This window comes from Serratia nematodiphila DZ0503SBS1 (assembly GCF_000738675.1).
Lineage (GTDB): Bacteria > Pseudomonadota > Gammaproteobacteria > Enterobacterales > Enterobacteriaceae > Serratia > Serratia nematodiphila.
In genome coordinates this window covers 3,844,853-3,863,857 of record NZ_JPUX01000001.1, presented here as the reverse complement: position 1 = coordinate 3,863,857, position 19,005 = coordinate 3,844,853, and the positions used below count along the sequence as shown (strand labels likewise).

Below are 19,005 nucleotides of genomic sequence, written 5' to 3'. Positions count from 1 at the left end.
CGGATGCTGCAACTCGTTGAGGTTGGGGTGGCGGGGCGCCTGGCGCCTTTTTCGGCACAGATTGACGGCGGGTTGCAGGTTCACCTGATCGGCCCAAATGGCGCAGGGAAGAGTACTCTGCTGGCGCGGGTGGCGGGCATGCTGCCGGGGCGGGGCGAAGTCTGCCTGGACGGACGCGCGCTCTCCGATTATCCGGGGAGCGAGCTGGCGCGCCGACGCGGTTATCTCAGCCAGCAACAGCCGCCGGTGTCGCTGATGCCGGTGTTTCAGTATTTGGCGTTGCACCGGCCTGCCGGCGCGGCGCAAACCGAGGTGGAACACACCATCCTCTATCTGTGCCAGCGGTTGAAGCTGGTGGATAAACTGTCACGCATGCTGACACAGCTTTCCGGTGGAGAATGGCAACGGGTGCGGCTGGCGGCGGTATTGCTGCAGGTGTGGCCCAGCGTTAACCCGCACAGCCGATTGTTGTTGCTGGATGAACCAACCAATAGCCTGGATGTGGCGCAAAAGGTCGCGCTGGATCGCCTGCTGCGCGAATTTTGCCAAAGTGGGCGCAGCGCGCTGGTGTGCGCGCACGATCTGAATCATACCCTGCAGCAGGCCGATCGGGTTTGGTTGCTGCACGCTGGGCAGTTGGTCGCGCAGGGCATCACCCGTGAGGTGATGGCGCCCGCACTGTTGTCGCAGATCTATGAAGTGGATTTCCACCTGCAATGGGTGGGGAGCCAGCGTTGGATCATGACCCGCACGGCTTAATTCGCCCTGGGGTATAAATATAAACGAAAACTAAACGTAGTGAATATAAATAGCCGGGTAGTCATCGGCTATTATTGTGCTGCCTCTCATTTTCTTGTGAGTTTTCTTGAAAAACGTCAATGACGTGCTACGCTTGATTCGGCAAAAATAAAATAAGTAAATAATTATTAATAAATATAATTACCTGATTTACATAATAAATTTAAATTAATGATGACAGCGCCTATCCATCAGTTCTCTTACTGATGACAAGCCTCGTCTTAAGGTTTAGTTAAGCTTGCACCCTTACATTGGCAGTTAATCCACGGAAACGATTCTTCTCTGGCGTTTAATATTCGTTAAACGAAAGGGATTTACAGTGTCATCAAAAGCAGTTCGATACGTTTGGGGTTAACTATGGATCAATTTTTGCCTTTCTCTCGTCCGGCCATCGGCGACGAAGAAATCGCCGCGGTAGAGAAAGTGTTGCGTTCCGGCTGGATCACTACCGGGCCGCAAAACCAGCAACTGGAAAATGACTTCTGTTCCACTTTCGGCTGTAAGTACGCCATCGCCGTCAGTTCCGCCACGGCGGGTATGCACATCACGCTGATGGCGCTGGGCATCGGGCCCGGCGACGAAGTCATCACCCCTTCGCAAACCTGGGTTTCTACCCTCAACATGATCGAACTGCTGGGCGCTACGCCGGTGATGATCGACGTTGACCGTGAGACCTTGATGGTCAGCGCCGCCGATGTCGAGGCTGCCATCACCCCCAAAACCAAAGCGATTGTTCCGGTGCATTATGCCGGTGCTCCCCTGCAGATGGATGCGCTGCGCGCCGTGGCCGAACGCCACCGCTTACCGCTGATCGAAGACGCTGCCCACGCGGTCGGCACGCGCTACAACGGCGAATGGGTCGGCGCACGCGGCACGGCGATTTTCTCTTTCCATGCGATTAAAAACGTGACCTGCGCCGAAGGCGGTCTGATCGCCACCGATGACGATGCGTTGGCGGATCGCCTGCGTTGTCTGAAGTTCCATGGTCTGGCCGTCGATGCCTTCGATCGCCAGCAGCTAGGCCGCAAACCGCAGGCCGAAGTGGTGGAGCCGGGTTACAAGTACAACCTGTCCGACATTCACGCGGCGATCGCCGTGGTGCAGCTGTCGCGCTTCGCTGAGCTGAACGCACGGCGTAAGGCGCTGGCACAGCGCTACCTGAGCGCGTTGGAAGGCTCGCCGTTCCAACCGTTGGGCGTGCCGGATTATCCGCATGACCACGCCTGGCACCTGTTCATGGTCCGCGTCGATCCGGCGCGTTGCGGCATCGATCGCGACCAGCTGATGGAGCGCCTGAAAGAGGTTGGCGTCGGCACCGGGCTGCATTTCCGCGCCGCGCACACCCAGAAATTCTACCGTGAGCGTTATCCACAGCTTTCTTTGCCGAATACCGAATGGAACTCGGCGCGGCTGTGCACCTTACCGCTATTCCCTGACATGACCGACGCCGACGTGGATCGCGTGGTCAATGCCTTGTCTTCTGTTGTGGAGTCTTTACGTGTCTCGCGTTGAACCGATTAAAAAAGTGTCGGTAGTCATTCCGGTATACAACGAGCAGGAAAGCCTGCCGGCGTTGCTGGAGCGTACTACTGGCGCCTGTAAGCAGTTATCTCAACCTTATGAAATCATCCTCGTCGACGATGGCAGCAGCGACAACTCCGCTGACATGCTGACCGCGGCGGCGGAAAAGCCGGACAGCCACGTGATCGCCGTTTTGCTGAACCGCAACTACGGCCAGCACTCGGCGATCATGGCCGGTTTCAACCAGGTGACCGGCGATCTGGTGATTACGCTGGACGCCGATCTGCAGAACCCGCCGGAGGAGATCCCTCGTTTGGTCAGCGTGGCGGAAGAGGGCTATGACGTGGTGGGCACCGTGCGCGCCAACCGTCAGGACTCCTGGTTCCGCAAAAGCGCCTCGCGCGTGATCAACATGATGATTCAACGCGCCACCGGCAAGTCGATGGGGGACTACGGCTGCATGCTGCGCGCCTACCGTCGTCATATCGTTGAGGCGATGCTGCACTGTCATGAGCGCAGCACCTTTATCCCGATTCTGGCGAACACCTTCGCCCGCCGTACCACCGAGATCGACGTGCGCCACGCTGAGCGCGAGTTTGGCGACTCCAAGTACAGCCTGATGAAGCTGATCAACCTGATGTATGACCTGATCACCTGCCTGACCACTACGCCGCTGCGTTTGCTCAGCGTGGTCGGCAGCGTCGTGGCGCTGTCCGGGTTTGTGCTGGCGCTGGTGCTGATTGCGCTGCGTCTGCTGCTCGGCCCTGAATGGGCCGCCGGCGGCGTGTTCACCCTTTTCGCCGTCCTGTTCACCTTTATCGGCGCCCAGTTTGTCGGCATGGGGCTGTTGGGTGAATACATCGGCCGTATCTATACCGACGTGCGTGCGCGTCCTCGCTATTTTGTTCAGAAAGTGGTCGGTGCACAGCATGACCACAATACTCAGGAAGAAGAATGATGAAAGCTATTGTATTTGCTTACCATGATATTGGCTGCGCAGGTCTGAAAGCGCTGACTGAGGCGGGTTATGACGTGCAGGCCGTGTTCACGCACACCGACGACCCTGGTGAGAACAACTTCTTCTCCTCTGTGGCCCGTTTGGGCGCCGAATTGGATCTGCCGGTCTATGCGCCGGAAGACGTAAATCACCCGCTGTGGGTTGACCGCATTCGCGCACTGCAGCCGGACGTGATCTTCTCGTTCTATTACCGCCACATGCTGAGCGACGAGATCTTGTCGCTGGCGCCGCAGGGCGGTTTCAACCTGCACGGCTCGTTGCTGCCGCGTTACCGCGGCCGCGCGCCGGTGAACTGGGCGCTGGTGAATGGCGAAACCGAAACCGGCGCCACGCTGCACAAAATGGTGAAACGCCCGGACGCCGGTGACATCGTCGGTCAGCAGAAAGTGACCATCGCAGACAACGACACTGCGCTGACGCTGCACAAAAAAGTGCTGGAAGCCGCGCAGATCGTGTTGAAAGAGCAGCTGCCGAAGCTGAAGAACGGCACCGCCACCTTCACCAAGCAGGATGAGTCTCAGGCCAGCTACTTCGGTCGCCGCACCCCGGCGGACGGTGAGATCCTGTGGCACAAATCTGCCAAAGAGATCAACAACCTGGTGCGCGCCGTCACCGAGCCGTACCCGGGTGCCTTCAGCTACCTCGGTCAGCGCAAGCTGATCGTCTGGCGCTCTCGCGTGCTGGACACCCAACACGATAAACAGCCGGGCACCGTGCTGAGCACCTCGCCGCTGGTCATCGCTTGTGGCGAAGGTGCGCTGGAGATCGTCGCCGGTCAGAACGACAGCGGTCTGTATGTGCAGGGCAGCCGCCTGGCGCAGGAAATGGGTATCGTCACCGACGTGCGTTTGGCCGCCAAGCCGAATGCCGTAATGAAACGCCGCACCCGCGTGCTGATCCTCGGGGTTAACGGCTTCATCGGCAACCACCTGACTGAGCGCCTGCTGCGCGATGACCGCTACGACATCTACGGTCTGGATATCGGTTCCGACGCCATCAGCCGCTTCCTCGACAACCCGCGTTTCCACTTTGTGGAAGGCGACATCAGCATCCACTCCGAGTGGATCGAGTATCACATCAAGAAATGCGACGTGGTGCTGCCGCTGGTGGCGATCGCGACGCCGATCGAATACACCCGTAACCCGCTGCGCGTGTTCGAGCTGGACTTCGAAGAGAATCTGAAGATCGTTCGCGACTGCGTGAAATACAACAAGCGCATCATCTTCCCGTCCACCTCAGAAGTGTATGGCATGTGCGACGATAAAGAGTTCGACGAAGACCATTCGCGTCTGATCGTCGGGCCAATCAACAAGCAGCGCTGGATCTATTCGGTCTCCAAACAGCTGCTGGATCGGGTGATCTGGGCTTACGGCGCCAAAGAAGGCCTGAAGTTCACGCTGTTCCGTCCGTTCAACTGGATGGGGCCGCGCCTGGATAACCTGGACGCTGCGCGCATCGGCTCTTCCCGCGCCATCACCCAGTTGATCCTCAACCTGGTGGAAGGTTCGCCGATCAAACTGATGGACGGCGGCGCGCAGAAACGTTGCTTCACCGACATCAACGACGGCATCGAAGCGCTGTTTCGCATCATCGAGAACCGCGACGGCCTGTGCGACGGCCAGATCGTCAACATCGGCAACCCGACCAACGAAGCGAGCATTCGCGAGCTGGCGGAAATGCTGCTGGAAAGCTTCAACAACCACCCGTTGCGCGATCGCTTCCCGCCGTTTGCCGGCTTCAAGGACGTAGAGAGCAGCAGCTACTACGGCAAAGGTTACCAGGACGTCGAGCACCGCACGCCGAGCATCAAAAACGCTCACCGCCTGCTGGGCTGGCAGCCGACCATCGAGATGAAGCAAACCGTCGCCGATACGCTGGACTACTTCCTGCGCACAACCGTTCAGGAAGGGAACGGTGCATGAAGAAAGTCGGTCTGCGGGTTGATGTAGATACCTTCAGCGGCACCCGTGAAGGGGTGCCGCAGTTGCTGGACCTGTTCGAAAAGTACGACATTCAGGCCAGCTTCTTCTTCAGCGTGGGACCGGACAACATGGGGCGCCATCTTTGGCGCCTTTTGCGTCCGAAATTTCTGTGGAAAATGCTGCGTTCGAACGCCGCCTCGCTGTACGGCCTGGATATTCTGCTGGCCGGGACCGCCTGGCCGGGGCGCAATATTTCGCGCGCGTTGGGGCCGCTGATGAAGCGCACCGCCGAAGCCGGCCATGAAGTCGGGCTGCACGCCTGGGATCACCAGGGCTGGCAGGCCAAGGTCGGCAAGTGGAGCGAGGCGCAATTGACCGAGCAGGTGCAATTGGGCGTCGACGCCCTGAGCGCCTGCACCGGCCAGCCGGTGAAATGCTCCGCCGTGGCGGGCTGGCGCGCCGATACGCGCGTGCTGGAGGTCAAGCAGCGCTTCGGCTTCCATTACAACAGCGATTGCCGCGGCACCCATCCGTTTCGTCCGGTGCTGAGCGACGGGCGTCACGGTACGGTGCAGATCCCGGTGACGTTGCCGACCTTCGATGAAGTGATTGGCAGCGAAGTCAGTATGGCCGACTTCAACGACTATATTCTGCGCGCCATCGAGAACGATCGCGGCGTGCCGGTGTACACCATTCACACCGAAGTGGAAGGCATGTCGCAGACGGCGATGTTCGAACAGTTATTGCAACGCGCACAGCGGCAGGGCATCGAATTCTGTCCGCTGAGCGCGCTGTTACCGCAAGATTTGGCGTCACTGCCGTTGGGCCGCATCAAGCGCGCTCCTTTCCCCGGCCGCGAAGGTTGGCTGGGTTGTCAAACCGATGTGAAGGACGTTACATGAAGGCGCTAAAAGGATCCTGGGCCATTCTGCTGGCCGTTTTTTTTGCTCTGGTTTACCTGATCCCGCTTAATGGCCGCCTGCTGTGGCAGCCGGACGAGACGCGTTATGCCGAGATCAGCCGTGAAATGCTGCAGCGCGGCGATTGGGTGGTGCCGCATCTGCTGGGGCTGCGCTATTTCGAGAAGCCGGTAGCGGGTTACTGGTTCAATAACATCAGCCAATGGCTGTTCGGCGAAAACAACTTTGCGGTGCGCTTCGGCTCGGTGTTCAGCACCGGCATGACCGCCTTGCTGGTGTTCGCGCTGGCGATGCTGATGTGGCGCAATGCGCGCCGCGCCAGCCTGGCGGCGCTGATGTTCCTGTCGATGGTGCTGGTGTTCAGCATCGGCACTTACAGCGTGTTGGATCCGATGATTTCGCTGTGGCTGGCGGCGGCGATGGTCAGCTATTACCTGACGCTGAAGGCCTCTTCGGTCAAGGGTAAGCTGGGCGCCTACGCCTTGCTGGGCCTGGCCTGCGGCATGGGCTTTATGACCAAGGGCTTCCTGGCGCTGGCGGTGCCTGTGATCGCGGTGATCCCGATCGTCATTCAGCAACGCCGCATCAAGGATCTGCTGTGCTATGGCCCGGTGGCGATCGTGACCGCTACGCTGCTCAGCCTGCCGTGGGCGCTGGCGATCGCGCAACGCGAACCCGATTTCTGGAATTATTTCTTCTGGGTCGAGCATATTCAGCGTTTCGCCGAAGATAATGCTCAACACAAGGCGCCGTTCTGGTATTACCTGCCGGTTCTGCTGGCGGCGGTGCTGCCTTGGCTGGCGCTGCTGCCCGGCGCGCTGCTCAAAGGTTGGCGCGAGCGCGTACAGCGTCCGGAGCTGTTCTTCCTGCTGAGCTGGGCGCTGATGCCGCTGATCTTCTTCAGCATCGCCAAAGGCAAGCTGCCGACCTACATTCTGCCGTGCATGGCGCCGCTGGCGCTGCTGATGGCCGCTTATGCGGAAGACTATGCCGCCACGCTGCGCGCCAGGCTGTTCAAGGCCAACGCCTGGTTGAACGGCCTGTTCGGGGGGATCGGCATCGTGGCGCTGGTGGTGTTAAGCTCCGGCCTGCTGCCGAAAGCGCATCTGTTTACTCCCCAGGAGTGGCCGAAAGTGGTGCTCGGCCTGATCGCCTTCGGTGGTTGGCTGCTGTTCGCACTGGTTTCTGCGCGCGATAACGGCCGCCAATGGCGCTGGGCGGCGGCTTGCCCGGTGCTGCTGTGCCTGGTGATCGGTTACGCCATCCCGCAACAGGTGACCGATTCCAAACTGCCGCAAAACTTCGTCCGCGCCACGATGGCCGAACTGAGCGACAGCCGCTATGTGTTGAGCGACAGCGTCGGATTGGCGGCCGGCCTGGCCTGGGAGCTGAAGCGCAGCGACGTGCTGATGTACAGCCAGAAAGGCGAGGTGGCCTATGGTCTGGAGTATCCGGACGCCAAGGGGCACCTGATCAGCGATGCCGACTTCCCGCAGTGGCTGGCGCAGGCGCGCAAGCAGGGCAATGTGTCGCTGGTGTTGCAGCTGTCCCGCGGCGAAGCGCTGCCGCAGGAGCTGCCGGCCGCAGACAAGGTGGATCGTATGAACCGCCTGGTGCTGATGTGGTATAAACAGCAACCATGATCGGTTTTTTGTTGGTGATAGTGGTCAGCCTGCTCACCTGTGGTGGGCAGCTGTGCCAGAAACAGGCGGCGCACTGCTGGGAACGGGCAGACGAGGCGCGGCTGAAACAGACGCTGCGCTGGTTGGCGCTGGCGGTGTTGCTGTTGGGGCTGGGCATGGCGGTGTGGCTCAATGTGCTGCAACGCCTGCCGCTCAGCCTGGCTTACCCGATGCTCAGCCTGAACTTCGTGATGGTGACGCTGGCGGCGCGCTGGCTGTTTCATGAGCCGACAACCGTTCGCCACTGGTGCGGCGTGGCGTCGATTATGCTGGGGATCCTGCTGATGAGCGTGCATTCATGAGGGGCTATGCCTGGGGCGCCGCCAGCGTGTTGCTGGTGACGCTGGCGCAGTTGCTGATGAAGTGGGGCATGGTGCAAATCCCGCTGATGTCGTTCGCCGACGTCTCGTTGGCGCTGATCGGCGACTACTGGCTGCCGCTGCTGGCGGTGAGCGGTGGCATCTTCGGTTATGCGCTGTCGATGCTGTGTTGGTTCTTTGCGCTGCGCCATCTGCCGTTAAACCGCGCTTATCCTCTGCTGAGCGTCAGCTATGCGTTGGTTTACCTGGCGGCGGTGATCCTGCCGTGGTTTAACGAATCCGCTACGCTGCTGAAAACGTTGGGCACGCTGTTTATTCTGTTCGGCGTCTGGCTGATTAACAGCAAACCCGAGACAAAATCGCCGGAATAGCGCCAAAACCGGCGATCCCGCCATTATCTCCCTTATGGCGCTTGCCTTTTTCACCGTGCGGGAGATAAATTAACGCCAAATGGCGCTCTCCTTACGTGATGCCGGCTTTGCCTCGCAGGCGGTGTGGTGGTGTACCGGATGGCATAATGCGGCGACGTGTTCAATGAAGGGATATTATGCGGATGCGTGTGTGGTTTTTATTAGCCAGTTTGATCCTCGCCGGGTGTAGCAGCCATGCGCCGCCGCCCAGCGGCCGCCTCGCGGACTCTATCGTGGTGGTGGCCCAGCTCAACGAACAGTTGCGCCAATGGTACGGCACGCCATACCGTTACGGCGGTCTGGATCGCGGCGGCGTAGACTGTTCCGGCTTTGTTTACCGCACGTTCCGCGATCGCTTCGACATGCAACTGCCGCGTTCGACCGAAGAACAGACCTCACTGGGCACCAAGGTTTCACGCGATGAGCTGATGCCGGGCGATCTGGTGTTTTTCAAGACCGGCGGCGGTGAGAACGGCCTGCACGTCGGCATTTACGATACCAACGACCAATTTATCCACGCGTCGACCAGCCGCGGGGTGATCCGCTCCTCGCTCGATAACGTCTACTGGAAGCGGGTGTACTGGCAGGCGCGACGCATTTAGCCTTAACCCGTTGATTTGGTGTATCATGGCGGCATCTCGTGTTTTGAACGGTGCCTGCCATGAACAGCCTGCGTTTATTGATCTCCGACTCCTACGATCCCTGGTTCAACCTGGCGGTGGAAGAGTGCATCTTCCGCGAAATGACCACGCAAAAAATTCTCTTCCTGTGGCGCAATGCCGAAACGGTGGTGATTGGCCAGTCGCAGAACCCCTGGAAAGAGTGCAATACCCGGCGTATGGAGCAGGACGGCATTCGGTTGGCGCGGCGCAGCAGCGGCGGCGGGGCGGTATTTCACGATCTGGGCAATACCTGCTTCACCTTTATGGCCGGCAAACCGGGCTACGACAAGAGCGTCTCGACCGACATCATTCTGCAAGCGCTGCGGCAGTTGGGCGTCACAGCCGGCGCGTCGGGGCGCAACGATCTGGTGATGGAAACCGCCGACGGGCCGCGCAAAATATCCGGCTCGGCCTATCGAGAAACGCAGGATCGCGGTTTCCACCATGGCACGCTGCTGCTGAATGCCGATCTGGAACGGCTGGCGGACTACCTGAACCCGGATCCAAAAAAGCTGCAGGCCAAGGGTATCACTTCGGTGCGTTCGCGCGTCGCCAACCTGGCGGAGTTTTTGCCGGGCATCAGCCATGAGCAGGTATGCGACGCTGTCGTGCAGGCCTTCTTCGCCCACTATGGCGAAACGGCCGAGCCGGAGATCATTTCGCCGGATGTATTCCCCGATCTGCCCGATTTTGCCGCGCAGTTCGCCAAACAGAGCAGTTGGGAATGGAATTTTGGCAAGGCGCCGGCGTTCAGCCACTTGCTCAACGAACGCTTTGTCTGGGGCGGCGTAGACCTGTTCTTCGATGTGGAGAAGGGGGCGATCGTTCGCGCGCAGGTATTCACCGACAGCCTGAATCCCGCCCCGCTGCAGCGGTTGGCGGAGATGCTGGTGGGCTGCGCGTATCGAAGCGAGCCCGTTGCCGCTTGCTGTGACCGGCTGATGGCGGACTATCCTCAGCAGGCGGCCGAATTAGCCGAGCTGCGGCAATGGCTGAGCGAAACGATCCGCTAGCGCAGGCCTGGTGATGAAGGGATGAGCGTGCTCATCCCTTTTTTTATCGCTGAAATCGACGTTTTGCAGGGTGGTAGCGCAGATTTTCTGAAAATCAAGGTGGGCATTTTTTTACGTTTTCAATGCCGCGAATAACGGGCGGAATTGATGCGTTATTAAATTTAATCAGTCGTCGTTAACGGCAGGGAAAATTGGCGTTAAGAAGGAAAGATTATTTTACTTTATTTAGGATTTTTCTTAAATAAAACAAAGGAGATAAGTCAAATTTAGCCATAAATCCATTCAACTTAAGTCAAATACCTTTTCGCATAACGCGTTTGGCGGCTACCTTGGCATAAGTCCGGCTGCTTTTCTTTGCGCCTTTTACGATTGTCGTATAGCTTTAATCTATCAATTAAATGATATTTCATGGGTATTTACATTGATATTTCCGATTAATCCCAGAGGGATTGATCGATAAAATGTATTGATATACGATGATACGCTAGCCATTCATCCTGTGGCATTAAAATGAACATCCAACTCGAAGCTGACTTTATTAGTAGCTATGTTTTTCAACCTGTTTACTCAATGGAGGGCGGGCTGTTGGCGGTGGAAATGTTGAGCCGTTTCAACAGTCTCGACGGTGATTTAGCCATGCCGGCCGAAATTGGGATTAATTTATTGGCGCCTGAACAAAGGATTGAGTTATTTAATGAGCAACTGAAACTTGCGGAGCAGCATGCGGCTTGGTTTACCGATAACAACGTACAGTTGACCATCAATATCGAAGAAACCATCGTTGAGCTTATTCTTTCCGATTCGGCGTTGTGCCAAAGGATCGGGCAATATCCTTTTATTGCATTTGAAATGAGTGAGAGTTTTCCGAATCTTTCGGCCGGTAAGAACAACCCGAGCGTGCGGCGATTAAGCGAAATGTTTACGCTGTGGCTCGATGATTTCGGTTCTGGTAAGGCCACGTTGACCGCGTTGTACGATGGTTTGTTTGACTACGTAAAGATAGACAAACGTTTTTACTGGCAGCTGTTTACCCATCAGGGGTATGACGTGGTCATTGACTCGTTGTTAAAGAATATCAACCTGTTATGTAACGGCGTGATCGTCGGAGGAATAGAGAAAAAAGAGTATTTTAATAAACTCAGATACGCCGGTGTTTTAGGCCTGCAAGGTTTTTTATGGCCCAGCGTTGGTGTGGATAATCTGCAAGCTTTGCTGACGATGCCCAGCGAGTTCAATAATTAAGAAGTGATATAAAAAACTACACCCTATGAGGTAAATAATGCGCGGGGTGAGGTTAACGTGATTCCGCCGTCGTTATTCACCTCGTTTGGGGCTGATAATCGCGTTTGTCCGCCAGCGTTAAACCGCGTTCCCACCGCCAGGCGGAAGCGCCAAACTCCCTGCATCCGTCCTGACGGCAGGCGGATGCGTTCTCCCTGCATTCCTTCGGTGTTAATCCGCCCGTTCACGCTCTACACTACGCTGAAACGGAGGGCCTATGCCGCAGTTCGATAACGCTTACTACCAACAGTTACCTGGTTTCTACACCGCTCTGAATCCGACGCCGCTCAAGGATACGCGCCTGCTGTACCATAGCGAGCCGCTGGCGCGCGAGCTGGGGCTGGATGAAAGTTGGTTTACTCAGGATAAAACCCCGATTTGGGCGGGAGAAACGCTGCTGCCGGGCATGCAGCCGCTGGCGCAGGTGTACAGTGGCCACCAGTTCGGCGTGTGGGCCGGGCAACTGGGCGATGGCCGCGGCATTTTGCTGGGCGAACAGGTCATGGCGGACGGCAGCCACCGCGACTGGCACCTGAAGGGCGCCGGGCTGACGCCGTATTCACGCATGGGTGATGGCCGCGCGGTGCTGCGTTCGGTGATCCGCGAGTTTCTGGCCTCTGAGGCGTTGCACCATCTGGGGATCCCCACCACGCGTGCGTTAACTATTGTCACCAGTCAACAACCGGTATTTCGCGAGCAGCCGGAACGCGGCGCGATGCTGCTGCGGGTGGCGGAAAGCCATGTGCGCTTCGGCCACTTCGAACACTTTTACTACCGCAAACAGCCGGAGCAGGTGCGGCAGCTGGCGGATTTTGTCATCGCCCGTCACTGGCCGCAGCTGCAGGATCAGGCCGATCGCTATCTGTTGTGGTTTACCGACGTGGTCGAACGCACGGCGCGCCTGATCGCCCATTGGCAAACCGTCGGCTTCGCCCACGGCGTGATGAATACCGACAACATGTCGATTCTCGGCATCACCATCGATTACGGCCCTTACGGCTTCCTCGATGACTACCAGCCCGGCTATATCTGTAACCATTCCGACCATCAAGGGCGTTATGCCTTTGATAATCAGCCGGCGGTGGCGCTGTGGAACCTGCATCGCCTGGCGCAAACCTTGTCTGGGCTGATGACCACTGAACAGCTGCAGCAGGCGCTGGCGGCGTATGAACCGGCGCTGATGCGCGCTTACGGTGAACAGATGCGTGCCAAACTCGGCTTCTTCACGCCGACGGCGCAGGATAATGACGTGCTCACCGGCCTGTTGAGCCTGATGGCGCAGGAAGGGCGGGACTATACCCGCACGTTCCGCCTGTTGAGCGAGACCGAACAGCAGCAGGCGCAGTCGCCGCTGCGCGACGAGTTTATTGACCGTACGGCGTTCGATGCCTGGTATCAGCAGTATCGTCAGCGTTTGCAACAGGAGCAGGTGAGCGATGCGGATCGGCAACGATCGATGAAGGCGGTGAACCCGCGCCTGATCCTGCGCAACTATCTGGCGCAGCAGGCGATTGAGGATGCGGAGAAAGACGACGTGGGCCGTTTGCGGCGGTTGCATCAGGCCCTGTTGCGGCCGTTCGACGAGGCGCCGGAGTATGACGATCTCGCCGCGCTGCCGCCGGACTGGGGCAAGCATCTGGAGATTTCCTGCTCCAGCTGAGATGAAAAAGGGCGCCTAATGGCGCCCTTGACGTTATTGACGCAGGTAGACCTGCGGCAGCGGCACTTCGGGATGATGTACTACGCCGAGATCGGCCTGATACCAGCGGGTGAGGATCTCCGTCTGCAGCACCTCCTGCGGCGTGCCGCTCGCCACCAGGCGCCCCTGATGCAACAGCAGGATCCGATCGGCGTACAGCGCGGCCAGATTAAGATCGTGCAGCACGCAGCAGACGCCCAACGGCTGTTGGCGCGTCAGCGAGCGCAGCAGGCGCAGGGTGTGCTGCTGGTGGTACAGATCCAGCGCCGAGGTCGGCTCGTCGAGAAACAGCCAGGCGGGGGACGGTTGCGGTTGCCACAGCTGCGCCAACACCCGCGCCAGCTGCACCCGCTGCTGTTCGCCGCCGGAAAGCTGACGGTAGTCGCGCTGCGCCAGCGCCAGGCAGTCGGTTTGTTCCATCACCTGCTGGATCGCCTGATGCTGGTCGCGTTTGCCGTGCGGCGCCCGCCCCATGCTGACCACTTCTTCCACGCTGAAGGAAAACGCCAGATCGCTGTACTGGCGCATCACGGCCCGGACTTTGGCCAACTGTTGCGGCGCCCAGTGTTCCAGCGGGCGGTCAAGCAGCCTGCATTCGCCGCAGTCCGGCGTCAGATAGCCGGTCAGCAAGCGCAGCAGCGTCGATTTTCCGGCGCCGTTAGGGCCGATAATCGCCACCATTTCACCGCCGGCGAGGCTGAGCGAAACGTCGTTGATCAGGCGGCGCGCACCGAGGCTGTAACGCAGCTCTCGGGCCGTCAGGCAGGCGGCGTTATCCACCGGTTCGCTCCCGCTGGCGCATCACCAGCCACAAGAAGTAAGGACCGCCGATCAGGCTGGTCATCAACCCCACCGGCATTTCGGCCGGCGCCACCAGCGTGCGCGCCAGCGTATCGCTGACCAGCAACAGGCAGGCGCCGCCCAGCGCGGAGCAGGGCAGCAGCCAGCGGTGATCGCCGCCGAGGCGCATGCGCACCAGATGGGGCACCACCAGACCGACGAAGCCGATCACGCCGCTCATCGCCACCGCCGCGCCGATCAGCAGGGCGCTCAGCAACAGCAGCTGCAGCTTGGCGCGCTGGACGTTAACCCCGAGGTAGTGGGCCTCTTCATCCCCCAGCTGCAACAGGTTCAGCCGGCGCGCCTGCAGCAGCGTCAGCAGCGCCGTAGGCAAAATCAGCGAGGCGGAAACCGCCAGCGTCGGCCACTGCGACTGGCTGAGGCTGCCCATCATCCACAGCGAGAACTGGCGCAGCTGTTGATCGCTGCTGACGTAGGAGAGCACGCCGATGGCCGCCATGCACAGGGCGTTGATGGCGATGCCCGCCAGCAGCAGTCGCGACAGATTGCCATGCCCGCTACGGCTGATGCCGTAGATCAATAACGATACCAGCAGGCTGCCGAGGAACGCCGCCAGCATATGGCCGTATAGCGCGATCGTCACCGGCAACGCCAGCGGCATCACGATGAACAGCGCGACAAACAACGCGCCGCCGCTGCTGATGCCCAGCAGGCTAGGATCCGCCAGTGGGTTGCGGAACAGCCCCTGCATCACGGCGCCGGACACGGCCAGCGCGCAGCCGATCACCACCGCCAGCAGCACGCGCGGCAGGCGGATATTCAGCCAGATGTGCCAGGCGGCGTCGCTGAACGGTTCGCGCCACAGGGTGCGAAACGACAGCGTCAGCGCGCCCAGGTTGGCGGCGACCAGCGCCAGCAGCGTCAGCAGCACCAGCAGACCGATGATGGCCCACTGAGGCGAGGTGCGGCAGCGCATTACTTTTGCTCCGCCGCGTGGCGCAGCTTGGCCAGCGCCGCCGGCGTTTCCAGGCCGAAGCCCAGCAGCGCCATGTCATCGACGATCAGCACGCGACGCTGCTTTCCTGCCGGCGTCAACGCCAGGCCCGGCAGCGTCCACAGCTGCTGTTCGCCGCCGAGAGTGCGCACGCCGTCGGTGGTGACCAGCAACAGATCCGGCGCGCTGGCGATGACGCCTTCCTGCGACAGCGGACGGTAGCGGTCAAAGCCCTGCATGGCGTTTTTCAGGCCGGCGGCGGCGATCACCGCGTCGGCGGCGGTGTGTTGCCCGGCGGCCATCGGCGTAATGCCGCCGTGGCTCATCACGAACAGCACCTTGACTGGCAGCGGAGTGGTATCGACCGCCGCTAGCTGCTGTTGATAGCGCTCGCTCAACTGCTTGCCTTGCTCAACGCGTTGCAACGCGGCGGCGATCGCGGCGATCTTCTGCGGCACCGCCTGCAGGGTGGTGTCACCCGGCACGCTGACCACTTTGACGCCGCTGTCCGCCAGCTGTTTGAGCACCAGCGCCGGCTGTGCCAGCTCGGTCGTCAGCACTAGCGTCGGCTTCAGCGCCAGAATGCCTTCGGCGTTCAGCTGGCGCATATAGCCGACGTCCGGCAGCTTTTTCACCGCTTCCGGATGTAGGCTGGTGCTATCGCGGGCGATCACGTCGTCGCCGGCGCCGAGCGCAAAGGCGATTTCCGTCACGTCGCCGCCGATCGAGACGATGCGCTGTGCCGCCGCGGCGGTGAGCGGCAGCGCCAGCGACATCATCAACGCCAGGCGGCGGATCAAGGAAGATTTCATGCGGCGATATCCTTGGCGGCGAGCGCAGCAACCTGTTCGCGCCACTGGGTTTGCTCCGGCTGGCCTTCGGTGCGTTGGCCATACAGCTGCGCGATCTGCGTGCCGTCTGCGGCGAACAGCTCCAGGCTGGTGACGATGCCGTCCTTGGTCGGTTTGCGGGTGATCCAGCTTTCGGCGATGGCGCCTTCAATCAGATGCAGCGTGAAGCGGCGGTTGAACACGTTGATCCAGCCTTCCTGCGGCATCAAACGTTCGATCTGGCCGGTGAAGATCTGCACGCAGCCGCGGTTGCCGACGAAGATCATGATCTCGTTTTGCTGCTGCTGCGCCGCTTCCAGCAGCTGCGACAGCGCGCTGTTGTCTACCTGATAGGCCAGATCGTCGCCGACGGCGCGGAAGGCCTGTTGGCGCGTGAGCTTATTGCGGCTCAGCAGCTGGAAGAACTGGTGAACGTCGGTCATCGCGCGCCACTCAGCGTCGATTTTGGCATGATCTTGCGTCGTTTCATCCGAGGTGCTCGCCTCGGCGGGCTGCAGGGCCAGCGCCGGGTTTTCTTCGCTCAGATGGCGCTCCACCAGCGCCATCCAGGCCGGCAGATCGGTTTCTTCGGTGGTATAGACCTTGTGCAGCGCATCGCCCTGTTGGTCGAAGAACTGAATGCTGTGGCGCACGCCGCGCTTGTTGGTTTCGCTCATGGCGAAAACGCTGGTCCAGTGGTTGAGGAACAGGCGCAGATCCAGCTCGCGCGGGTTGAGGATCAGCCCGGCGTGGCCGTTGAGGTGCTGGTTGCGGTAGCGGCCCATCTGCTCATGTACCGCATAGCTGTTGCGGGTGATGGACTTGGTGACGCCCACTTGCTCGAGTTCGGTCAGCAACGTGCGGGCGTCGGCCTGCAGGCGGCGGGCGTCGTGGCCAACGCGAGCGTGCGTCAGTTCCGCTTCGCTGACGCCGAGGATCGCCGCCAGATCGCGGGCGTATTTGCCTGGGTGGTCGATTTTGGCCTGTTGGTAGCGTTCGTATAGGGTGTTGCTCATGCGGGATTCTCCTGCGCTGTAATGCGAATGGCGGACACACCGGGTGTCCGCCTGATAGTCAAATGATCACCACTGGTAGCTGACCAGCAGTTTGGCGTTGCGGCCATCCTGCGGGACGCCCTGCGGCGAGTAGTATTCTTTGTCGAAGGCGTTGCCCAACACCACGGTGGTGGTCATGCCCTGCAGACGATCGTGGCCCTTGTAGCTCAGATAGAAGTCGTTGACGCCATAGCCGCCTTGCTCCGGCGTCCCCGTTTGTACGCGAGTGGCGCGTTCCGCGAAGGTGGCGACCCAGCCGGCGGACAGACCGGTGTCGCCCAGCGGCACGTCCAGCGAACTGGTGACGGTATCCGGGCTGATGTCGGCCAGCCAATCGCCGCTTTTCGCGTTCAGCTCGCCATTGCGAGACTTGTCCTTGCCGCGTGTGCGGTTGTAGGCCAGATCCCAGTTAAACCACTTGGTCTGGTAGTTCAGCGAGGTGTCCCAACCCCAAATCTTGGCGCGAGAGATATTCGCTGAGGCGGTCTGCGTTCGAGTGACATACATGAAGATGTAGTCTTTGGCGTCGGTATCGAAGTAACTGGCCTTGAATTGCAGGCTGTCATCCGCCAGCAGCAGATCATCGAAGCGCAAGCCGAAACCGGCTTCGGTGGTGCTGGTGGTTTCCGGCCGCAGATTCGGGTTAGGCACCCAATAGTTGCCGGGGAAGTGGCGCGAATCGTTGTACATCTCGCCCATGGTTGGGGCGCGGAAGGCCTGGGAATAGGAGCCGAACAGCATCAGCCAGTCGGTCGGCGAGTAGCTCAGGGCGCCACGGGAAGACCATTTGTCAGCCTTGACGTCTTCGTGGCCCTGGCTGCTGCCTTTATAATCGTCGTAGCGCGTGCCCGCCAGCACGGTGATCGGAATGTCGCGCAGCGTAATTTCATCCTGCAGCCAGCCGGAGGCGAAGTTGATCTTGGCTTGCGGGAAGCTGGTGGTGGCGCCTCCCGGCTGCTGTTTCTGTTCATAGACCTCGGAGCCGTAGGTAAGCAAGTGTGACGCAAAGCTGTCGGCGAACAGGCGCGTGCGGTTTTCCAGCTTGCCGCCGTTGGTGGTCTGCTTGCGGAATTCGTCGGTCGCGCCGGCGTTGTGCGCATTGATTTTAACTTCCGAGGTGTACAGCCTGGCGGTGGCGTCCAGCCAATCCTGGCCGACCGGCTTGAGCTTATAGCTCAGAGCGGCGTCGCGCTGAATGGTGGAACGGTTGGTCATCGGGTTGCCGCTTGAGCTGCCCGGCGTCTGCGGGTTTTTCGGCTCTTGGGCATCGTTGTTGTAATAACGCAGATCGCCGCTCAGCGACTGATTGTCGTCGATCTTCCAGGTGCCTTTGGCCAGCACGTTGCTGATGGTTTCGTCGTTAGGGGCGTCGAAACCGTTGCCCTGGCGCAGGTTGCCGACATCGCGGGTGCCGAACGACAGCAGGCCGTCGAGGTTATCGGTCTTGCCGTAGGCGCTGGCGCCCATGCCCAGACTGTGATCGCCGGTGCCGGCGGTGCCGTAGACGCGGAACCCGCTATCGCGACCCGGCAGCAGCAGATCGGCGGCATCGACGGTCTCGTAAGCGATAACGCCGCCCAGCGCGCCGCTGCCGTACAGCAGCGCAGAGGGGCCGCGCACGATTTCAATGCGCTTGACCAGCGCCGGATCGAGGAAGGTGCCGCCGATGTGGCCGGTATCGGTCCCCTGGCGAATGCCGTCGACCAGCGTCAGCACGCCGTTCTTGCCATAGCCGCGCATCGTCACATCCTGGCCGTTGCTGCGCCCGGTGCCGTTGACGGTGATGCCCGGCACGCGCCGCAGCATATCGGCGGCGGAGGTGGCGGTCTGGCTTTCCGGCGAATTGCCTTCGATGACCGTGACCATCATCGGCGCTTCAAAGCTGCTGCGTTGGTTACCGGTGGCGACCACGGTCATGGTCTCGTCGGCGGCTTTGGTTTTTTTCGCCTGCGCCGCGTTGGAAGAAAATGTTGTGCTGGTGTTTTGTGCCAAGGCCACCGTAGGCAGAGCGCAGGCAATCGCCAGACTCAAAGCGGAAAAACGCAGCCGGGTGGAAAATGTCAGAGGCATGGTGCAACT

17 protein-coding genes are annotated in these 19,005 nt (G+C 60.0%); 12 read left to right on the top strand and 5 right to left on the bottom strand.

Annotated features, from left to right (window positions below; genetic code table 11):
- Positions 1–3 precede the first annotated feature (3 nt).
- The 12 genes from btuD (at position 4) to JL05_RS17740 (ending at position 13,207) form a co-directional block, all read left to right on the top strand.
- Positions 4–759 (top strand): vitamin B12 ABC transporter ATP-binding protein BtuD, encoded by a 756-nt coding sequence (btuD, locus tag JL05_RS17795; RefSeq protein ID WP_033633207.1) that lies wholly within the window; start codon positions 4–6, stop codon positions 757–759.
- 396 nt (positions 760–1,155) lie between these two features.
- Complete coding sequence (gene arnB / locus JL05_RS17790; protein ID WP_033633206.1) at positions 1,156–2,310, top strand: UDP-4-amino-4-deoxy-L-arabinose aminotransferase; 1,155 nt, start codon at positions 1,156–1,158, stop codon at positions 2,308–2,310.
- On the top strand, positions 2,297–3,277 hold the full coding sequence (gene arnC, locus JL05_RS17785) for an undecaprenyl-phosphate 4-deoxy-4-formamido-L-arabinose transferase (RefSeq protein ID WP_033633205.1): 981 nt from the start codon (positions 2,297–2,299) through the stop codon (positions 3,275–3,277). Before arnB ends, arnC begins: the two co-directional genes overlap by 14 nt.
- Positions 3,277–5,259 carry a bifunctional UDP-4-amino-4-deoxy-L-arabinose formyltransferase/UDP-glucuronic acid oxidase ArnA gene (gene arnA, locus JL05_RS17780; RefSeq protein WP_033633662.1) on the top strand — a complete coding sequence of 661 codons (1,983 nt, stop codon included), beginning with the start codon at positions 3,277–3,279 and terminating at the stop codon, positions 5,257–5,259. The genes arnC and arnA overlap by 1 nt, the downstream gene beginning before the upstream one ends.
- Entirely contained in the window at positions 5,256–6,161 is a 906-nt protein-coding gene (gene arnD / locus JL05_RS17775; protein ID WP_004931406.1) for a 4-deoxy-4-formamido-L-arabinose-phosphoundecaprenol deformylase, read from the top strand. Before arnA ends, arnD begins: the two co-directional genes overlap by 4 nt.
- Positions 6,158–7,822, top strand: coding sequence for a lipid IV(A) 4-amino-4-deoxy-L-arabinosyltransferase (gene arnT / locus JL05_RS17770; RefSeq protein ID WP_033633204.1), 1,665 nt, complete (start codon positions 6,158–6,160; stop codon positions 7,820–7,822). The genes arnD and arnT overlap by 4 nt, the downstream gene beginning before the upstream one ends.
- Entirely contained in the window at positions 7,819–8,163 is a 345-nt protein-coding gene (arnE, locus tag JL05_RS17765) for a 4-amino-4-deoxy-L-arabinose-phosphoundecaprenol flippase subunit ArnE (RefSeq protein WP_004931404.1), read from the top strand. The genes arnT and arnE overlap by 4 nt, the downstream gene beginning before the upstream one ends.
- Positions 8,160–8,552, top strand: a complete 393-nt coding sequence (gene arnF, locus JL05_RS17760; protein ID WP_033633203.1) for a 4-amino-4-deoxy-L-arabinose-phosphoundecaprenol flippase subunit ArnF — start codon at positions 8,160–8,162, stop codon at positions 8,550–8,552. The genes arnE and arnF overlap by 4 nt, the downstream gene beginning before the upstream one ends.
- A gap of 176 nt (positions 8,553–8,728) precedes the next feature.
- Positions 8,729–9,193 carry an NlpC/P60 family protein gene (locus JL05_RS17755; RefSeq protein WP_016927954.1) on the top strand — a complete coding sequence of 155 codons (465 nt, stop codon included), beginning with the start codon at positions 8,729–8,731 and terminating at the stop codon, positions 9,191–9,193.
- A 59-nt stretch (positions 9,194–9,252) separates the two neighbouring features.
- Positions 9,253–10,266, top strand: a complete 1,014-nt coding sequence (lplA, locus tag JL05_RS17750; RefSeq protein ID WP_033633202.1) for a lipoate--protein ligase — start codon at positions 9,253–9,255, stop codon at positions 10,264–10,266.
- A 510-nt stretch (positions 10,267–10,776) separates the two neighbouring features.
- Entirely contained in the window at positions 10,777–11,508 is a 732-nt protein-coding gene (locus JL05_RS17745; protein WP_004931399.1) for an EAL domain-containing protein, read from the top strand.
- Between the two features lie 256 nt (positions 11,509–11,764).
- Positions 11,765–13,207: a protein adenylyltransferase SelO gene (locus JL05_RS17740; protein WP_033633200.1), complete on the top strand. Its 1,443-nt coding sequence runs from the start codon at positions 11,765–11,767 to the stop codon at positions 13,205–13,207.
- A gap of 33 nt (positions 13,208–13,240) precedes the next feature.
- On the opposite strand, the gene JL05_RS17735 is transcribed toward JL05_RS17740, so the two are convergent.
- From JL05_RS17735 to JL05_RS17715, 5 genes are all read right to left on the bottom strand, one after another.
- The gene (locus JL05_RS17735) at positions 13,241–14,026 is read right to left on the bottom strand and encodes a heme ABC transporter ATP-binding protein (RefSeq protein WP_033633199.1); all 786 of its coding nucleotides are present in this window, start codon (positions 14,024–14,026) and stop codon (positions 13,241–13,243) included.
- Positions 14,019–15,023 (bottom strand): FecCD family ABC transporter permease, encoded by a 1,005-nt coding sequence (locus tag JL05_RS17730; RefSeq protein WP_004931394.1) that lies wholly within the window; start codon positions 15,021–15,023, stop codon positions 14,019–14,021. The genes JL05_RS17735 and JL05_RS17730 overlap by 8 nt, the downstream gene beginning before the upstream one ends.
- On the bottom strand, positions 15,023–15,853 hold the full coding sequence (locus tag JL05_RS17725) for a heme/hemin ABC transporter substrate-binding protein (protein WP_033633198.1): 831 nt from the start codon (positions 15,851–15,853) through the stop codon (positions 15,023–15,025). The genes JL05_RS17730 and JL05_RS17725 overlap by 1 nt, the downstream gene beginning before the upstream one ends.
- Positions 15,850–16,887 carry a hemin-degrading factor gene (locus JL05_RS17720; protein ID WP_015377711.1) on the bottom strand — a complete coding sequence of 346 codons (1,038 nt, stop codon included), beginning with the start codon at positions 16,885–16,887 and terminating at the stop codon, positions 15,850–15,852. The genes JL05_RS17725 and JL05_RS17720 overlap by 4 nt, the downstream gene beginning before the upstream one ends.
- A gap of 66 nt (positions 16,888–16,953) precedes the next feature.
- Positions 16,954–18,996: a TonB-dependent hemoglobin/transferrin/lactoferrin family receptor gene (locus JL05_RS17715; RefSeq protein ID WP_033633197.1), complete on the bottom strand. Its 2,043-nt coding sequence runs from the start codon at positions 18,994–18,996 to the stop codon at positions 16,954–16,956.
- Positions 18,997–19,005 lie beyond the last annotated feature (9 nt).

Excerpts from the sequence above, each read along its gene's own strand:
- btuD (WP_033633207.1), top strand. The coding sequence starts at position 4 with ATGCTGCAACTCGTTGAGGTTGGGGTGGCGGGGCGCCTGGCGCCTTTT.
- arnB (WP_033633206.1), top strand. The coding sequence starts at position 1,156 with ATGGATCAATTTTTGCCTTTCTCTCGTCCGGCCATCGGCGACGAAGAA.
- arnA (WP_033633662.1), top strand. The coding sequence starts at position 3,277 with ATGAAAGCTATTGTATTTGCTTACCATGATATTGGCTGCGCAGGTCTG.
- arnD (WP_004931406.1), top strand. The coding sequence starts at position 5,256 with ATGAAGAAAGTCGGTCTGCGGGTTGATGTAGATACCTTCAGCGGCACC.
- arnT (WP_033633204.1), top strand. The coding sequence starts at position 6,158 with ATGAAGGCGCTAAAAGGATCCTGGGCCATTCTGCTGGCCGTTTTTTTT.
- arnE (WP_004931404.1), top strand. The coding sequence starts at position 7,819 with ATGATCGGTTTTTTGTTGGTGATAGTGGTCAGCCTGCTCACCTGTGGT.
- arnF (WP_033633203.1), top strand. The coding sequence starts at position 8,160 with ATGAGGGGCTATGCCTGGGGCGCCGCCAGCGTGTTGCTGGTGACGCTG.
- JL05_RS17755 (WP_016927954.1), top strand. The coding sequence starts at position 8,729 with ATGCGGATGCGTGTGTGGTTTTTATTAGCCAGTTTGATCCTCGCCGGG.
- lplA (WP_033633202.1), top strand. The coding sequence starts at position 9,253 with ATGAACAGCCTGCGTTTATTGATCTCCGACTCCTACGATCCCTGGTTC.
- JL05_RS17745 (WP_004931399.1), top strand. The coding sequence starts at position 10,777 with ATGAACATCCAACTCGAAGCTGACTTTATTAGTAGCTATGTTTTTCAA.
- JL05_RS17740 (WP_033633200.1), top strand. The coding sequence starts at position 11,765 with ATGCCGCAGTTCGATAACGCTTACTACCAACAGTTACCTGGTTTCTAC.
- JL05_RS17730 (WP_004931394.1), bottom strand. The coding sequence starts at position 15,023 with ATGCGCTGCCGCACCTCGCCTCAGTGGGCCATCATCGGTCTGCTGGTG.
- JL05_RS17725 (WP_033633198.1), bottom strand. The coding sequence starts at position 15,853 with ATGAAATCTTCCTTGATCCGCCGCCTGGCGTTGATGATGTCGCTGGCG.
- JL05_RS17720 (WP_015377711.1), bottom strand. The coding sequence starts at position 16,887 with ATGAGCAACACCCTATACGAACGCTACCAACAGGCCAAAATCGACCAC.
- JL05_RS17715 (WP_033633197.1), bottom strand. The coding sequence starts at position 18,996 with ATGCCTCTGACATTTTCCACCCGGCTGCGTTTTTCCGCTTTGAGTCTG.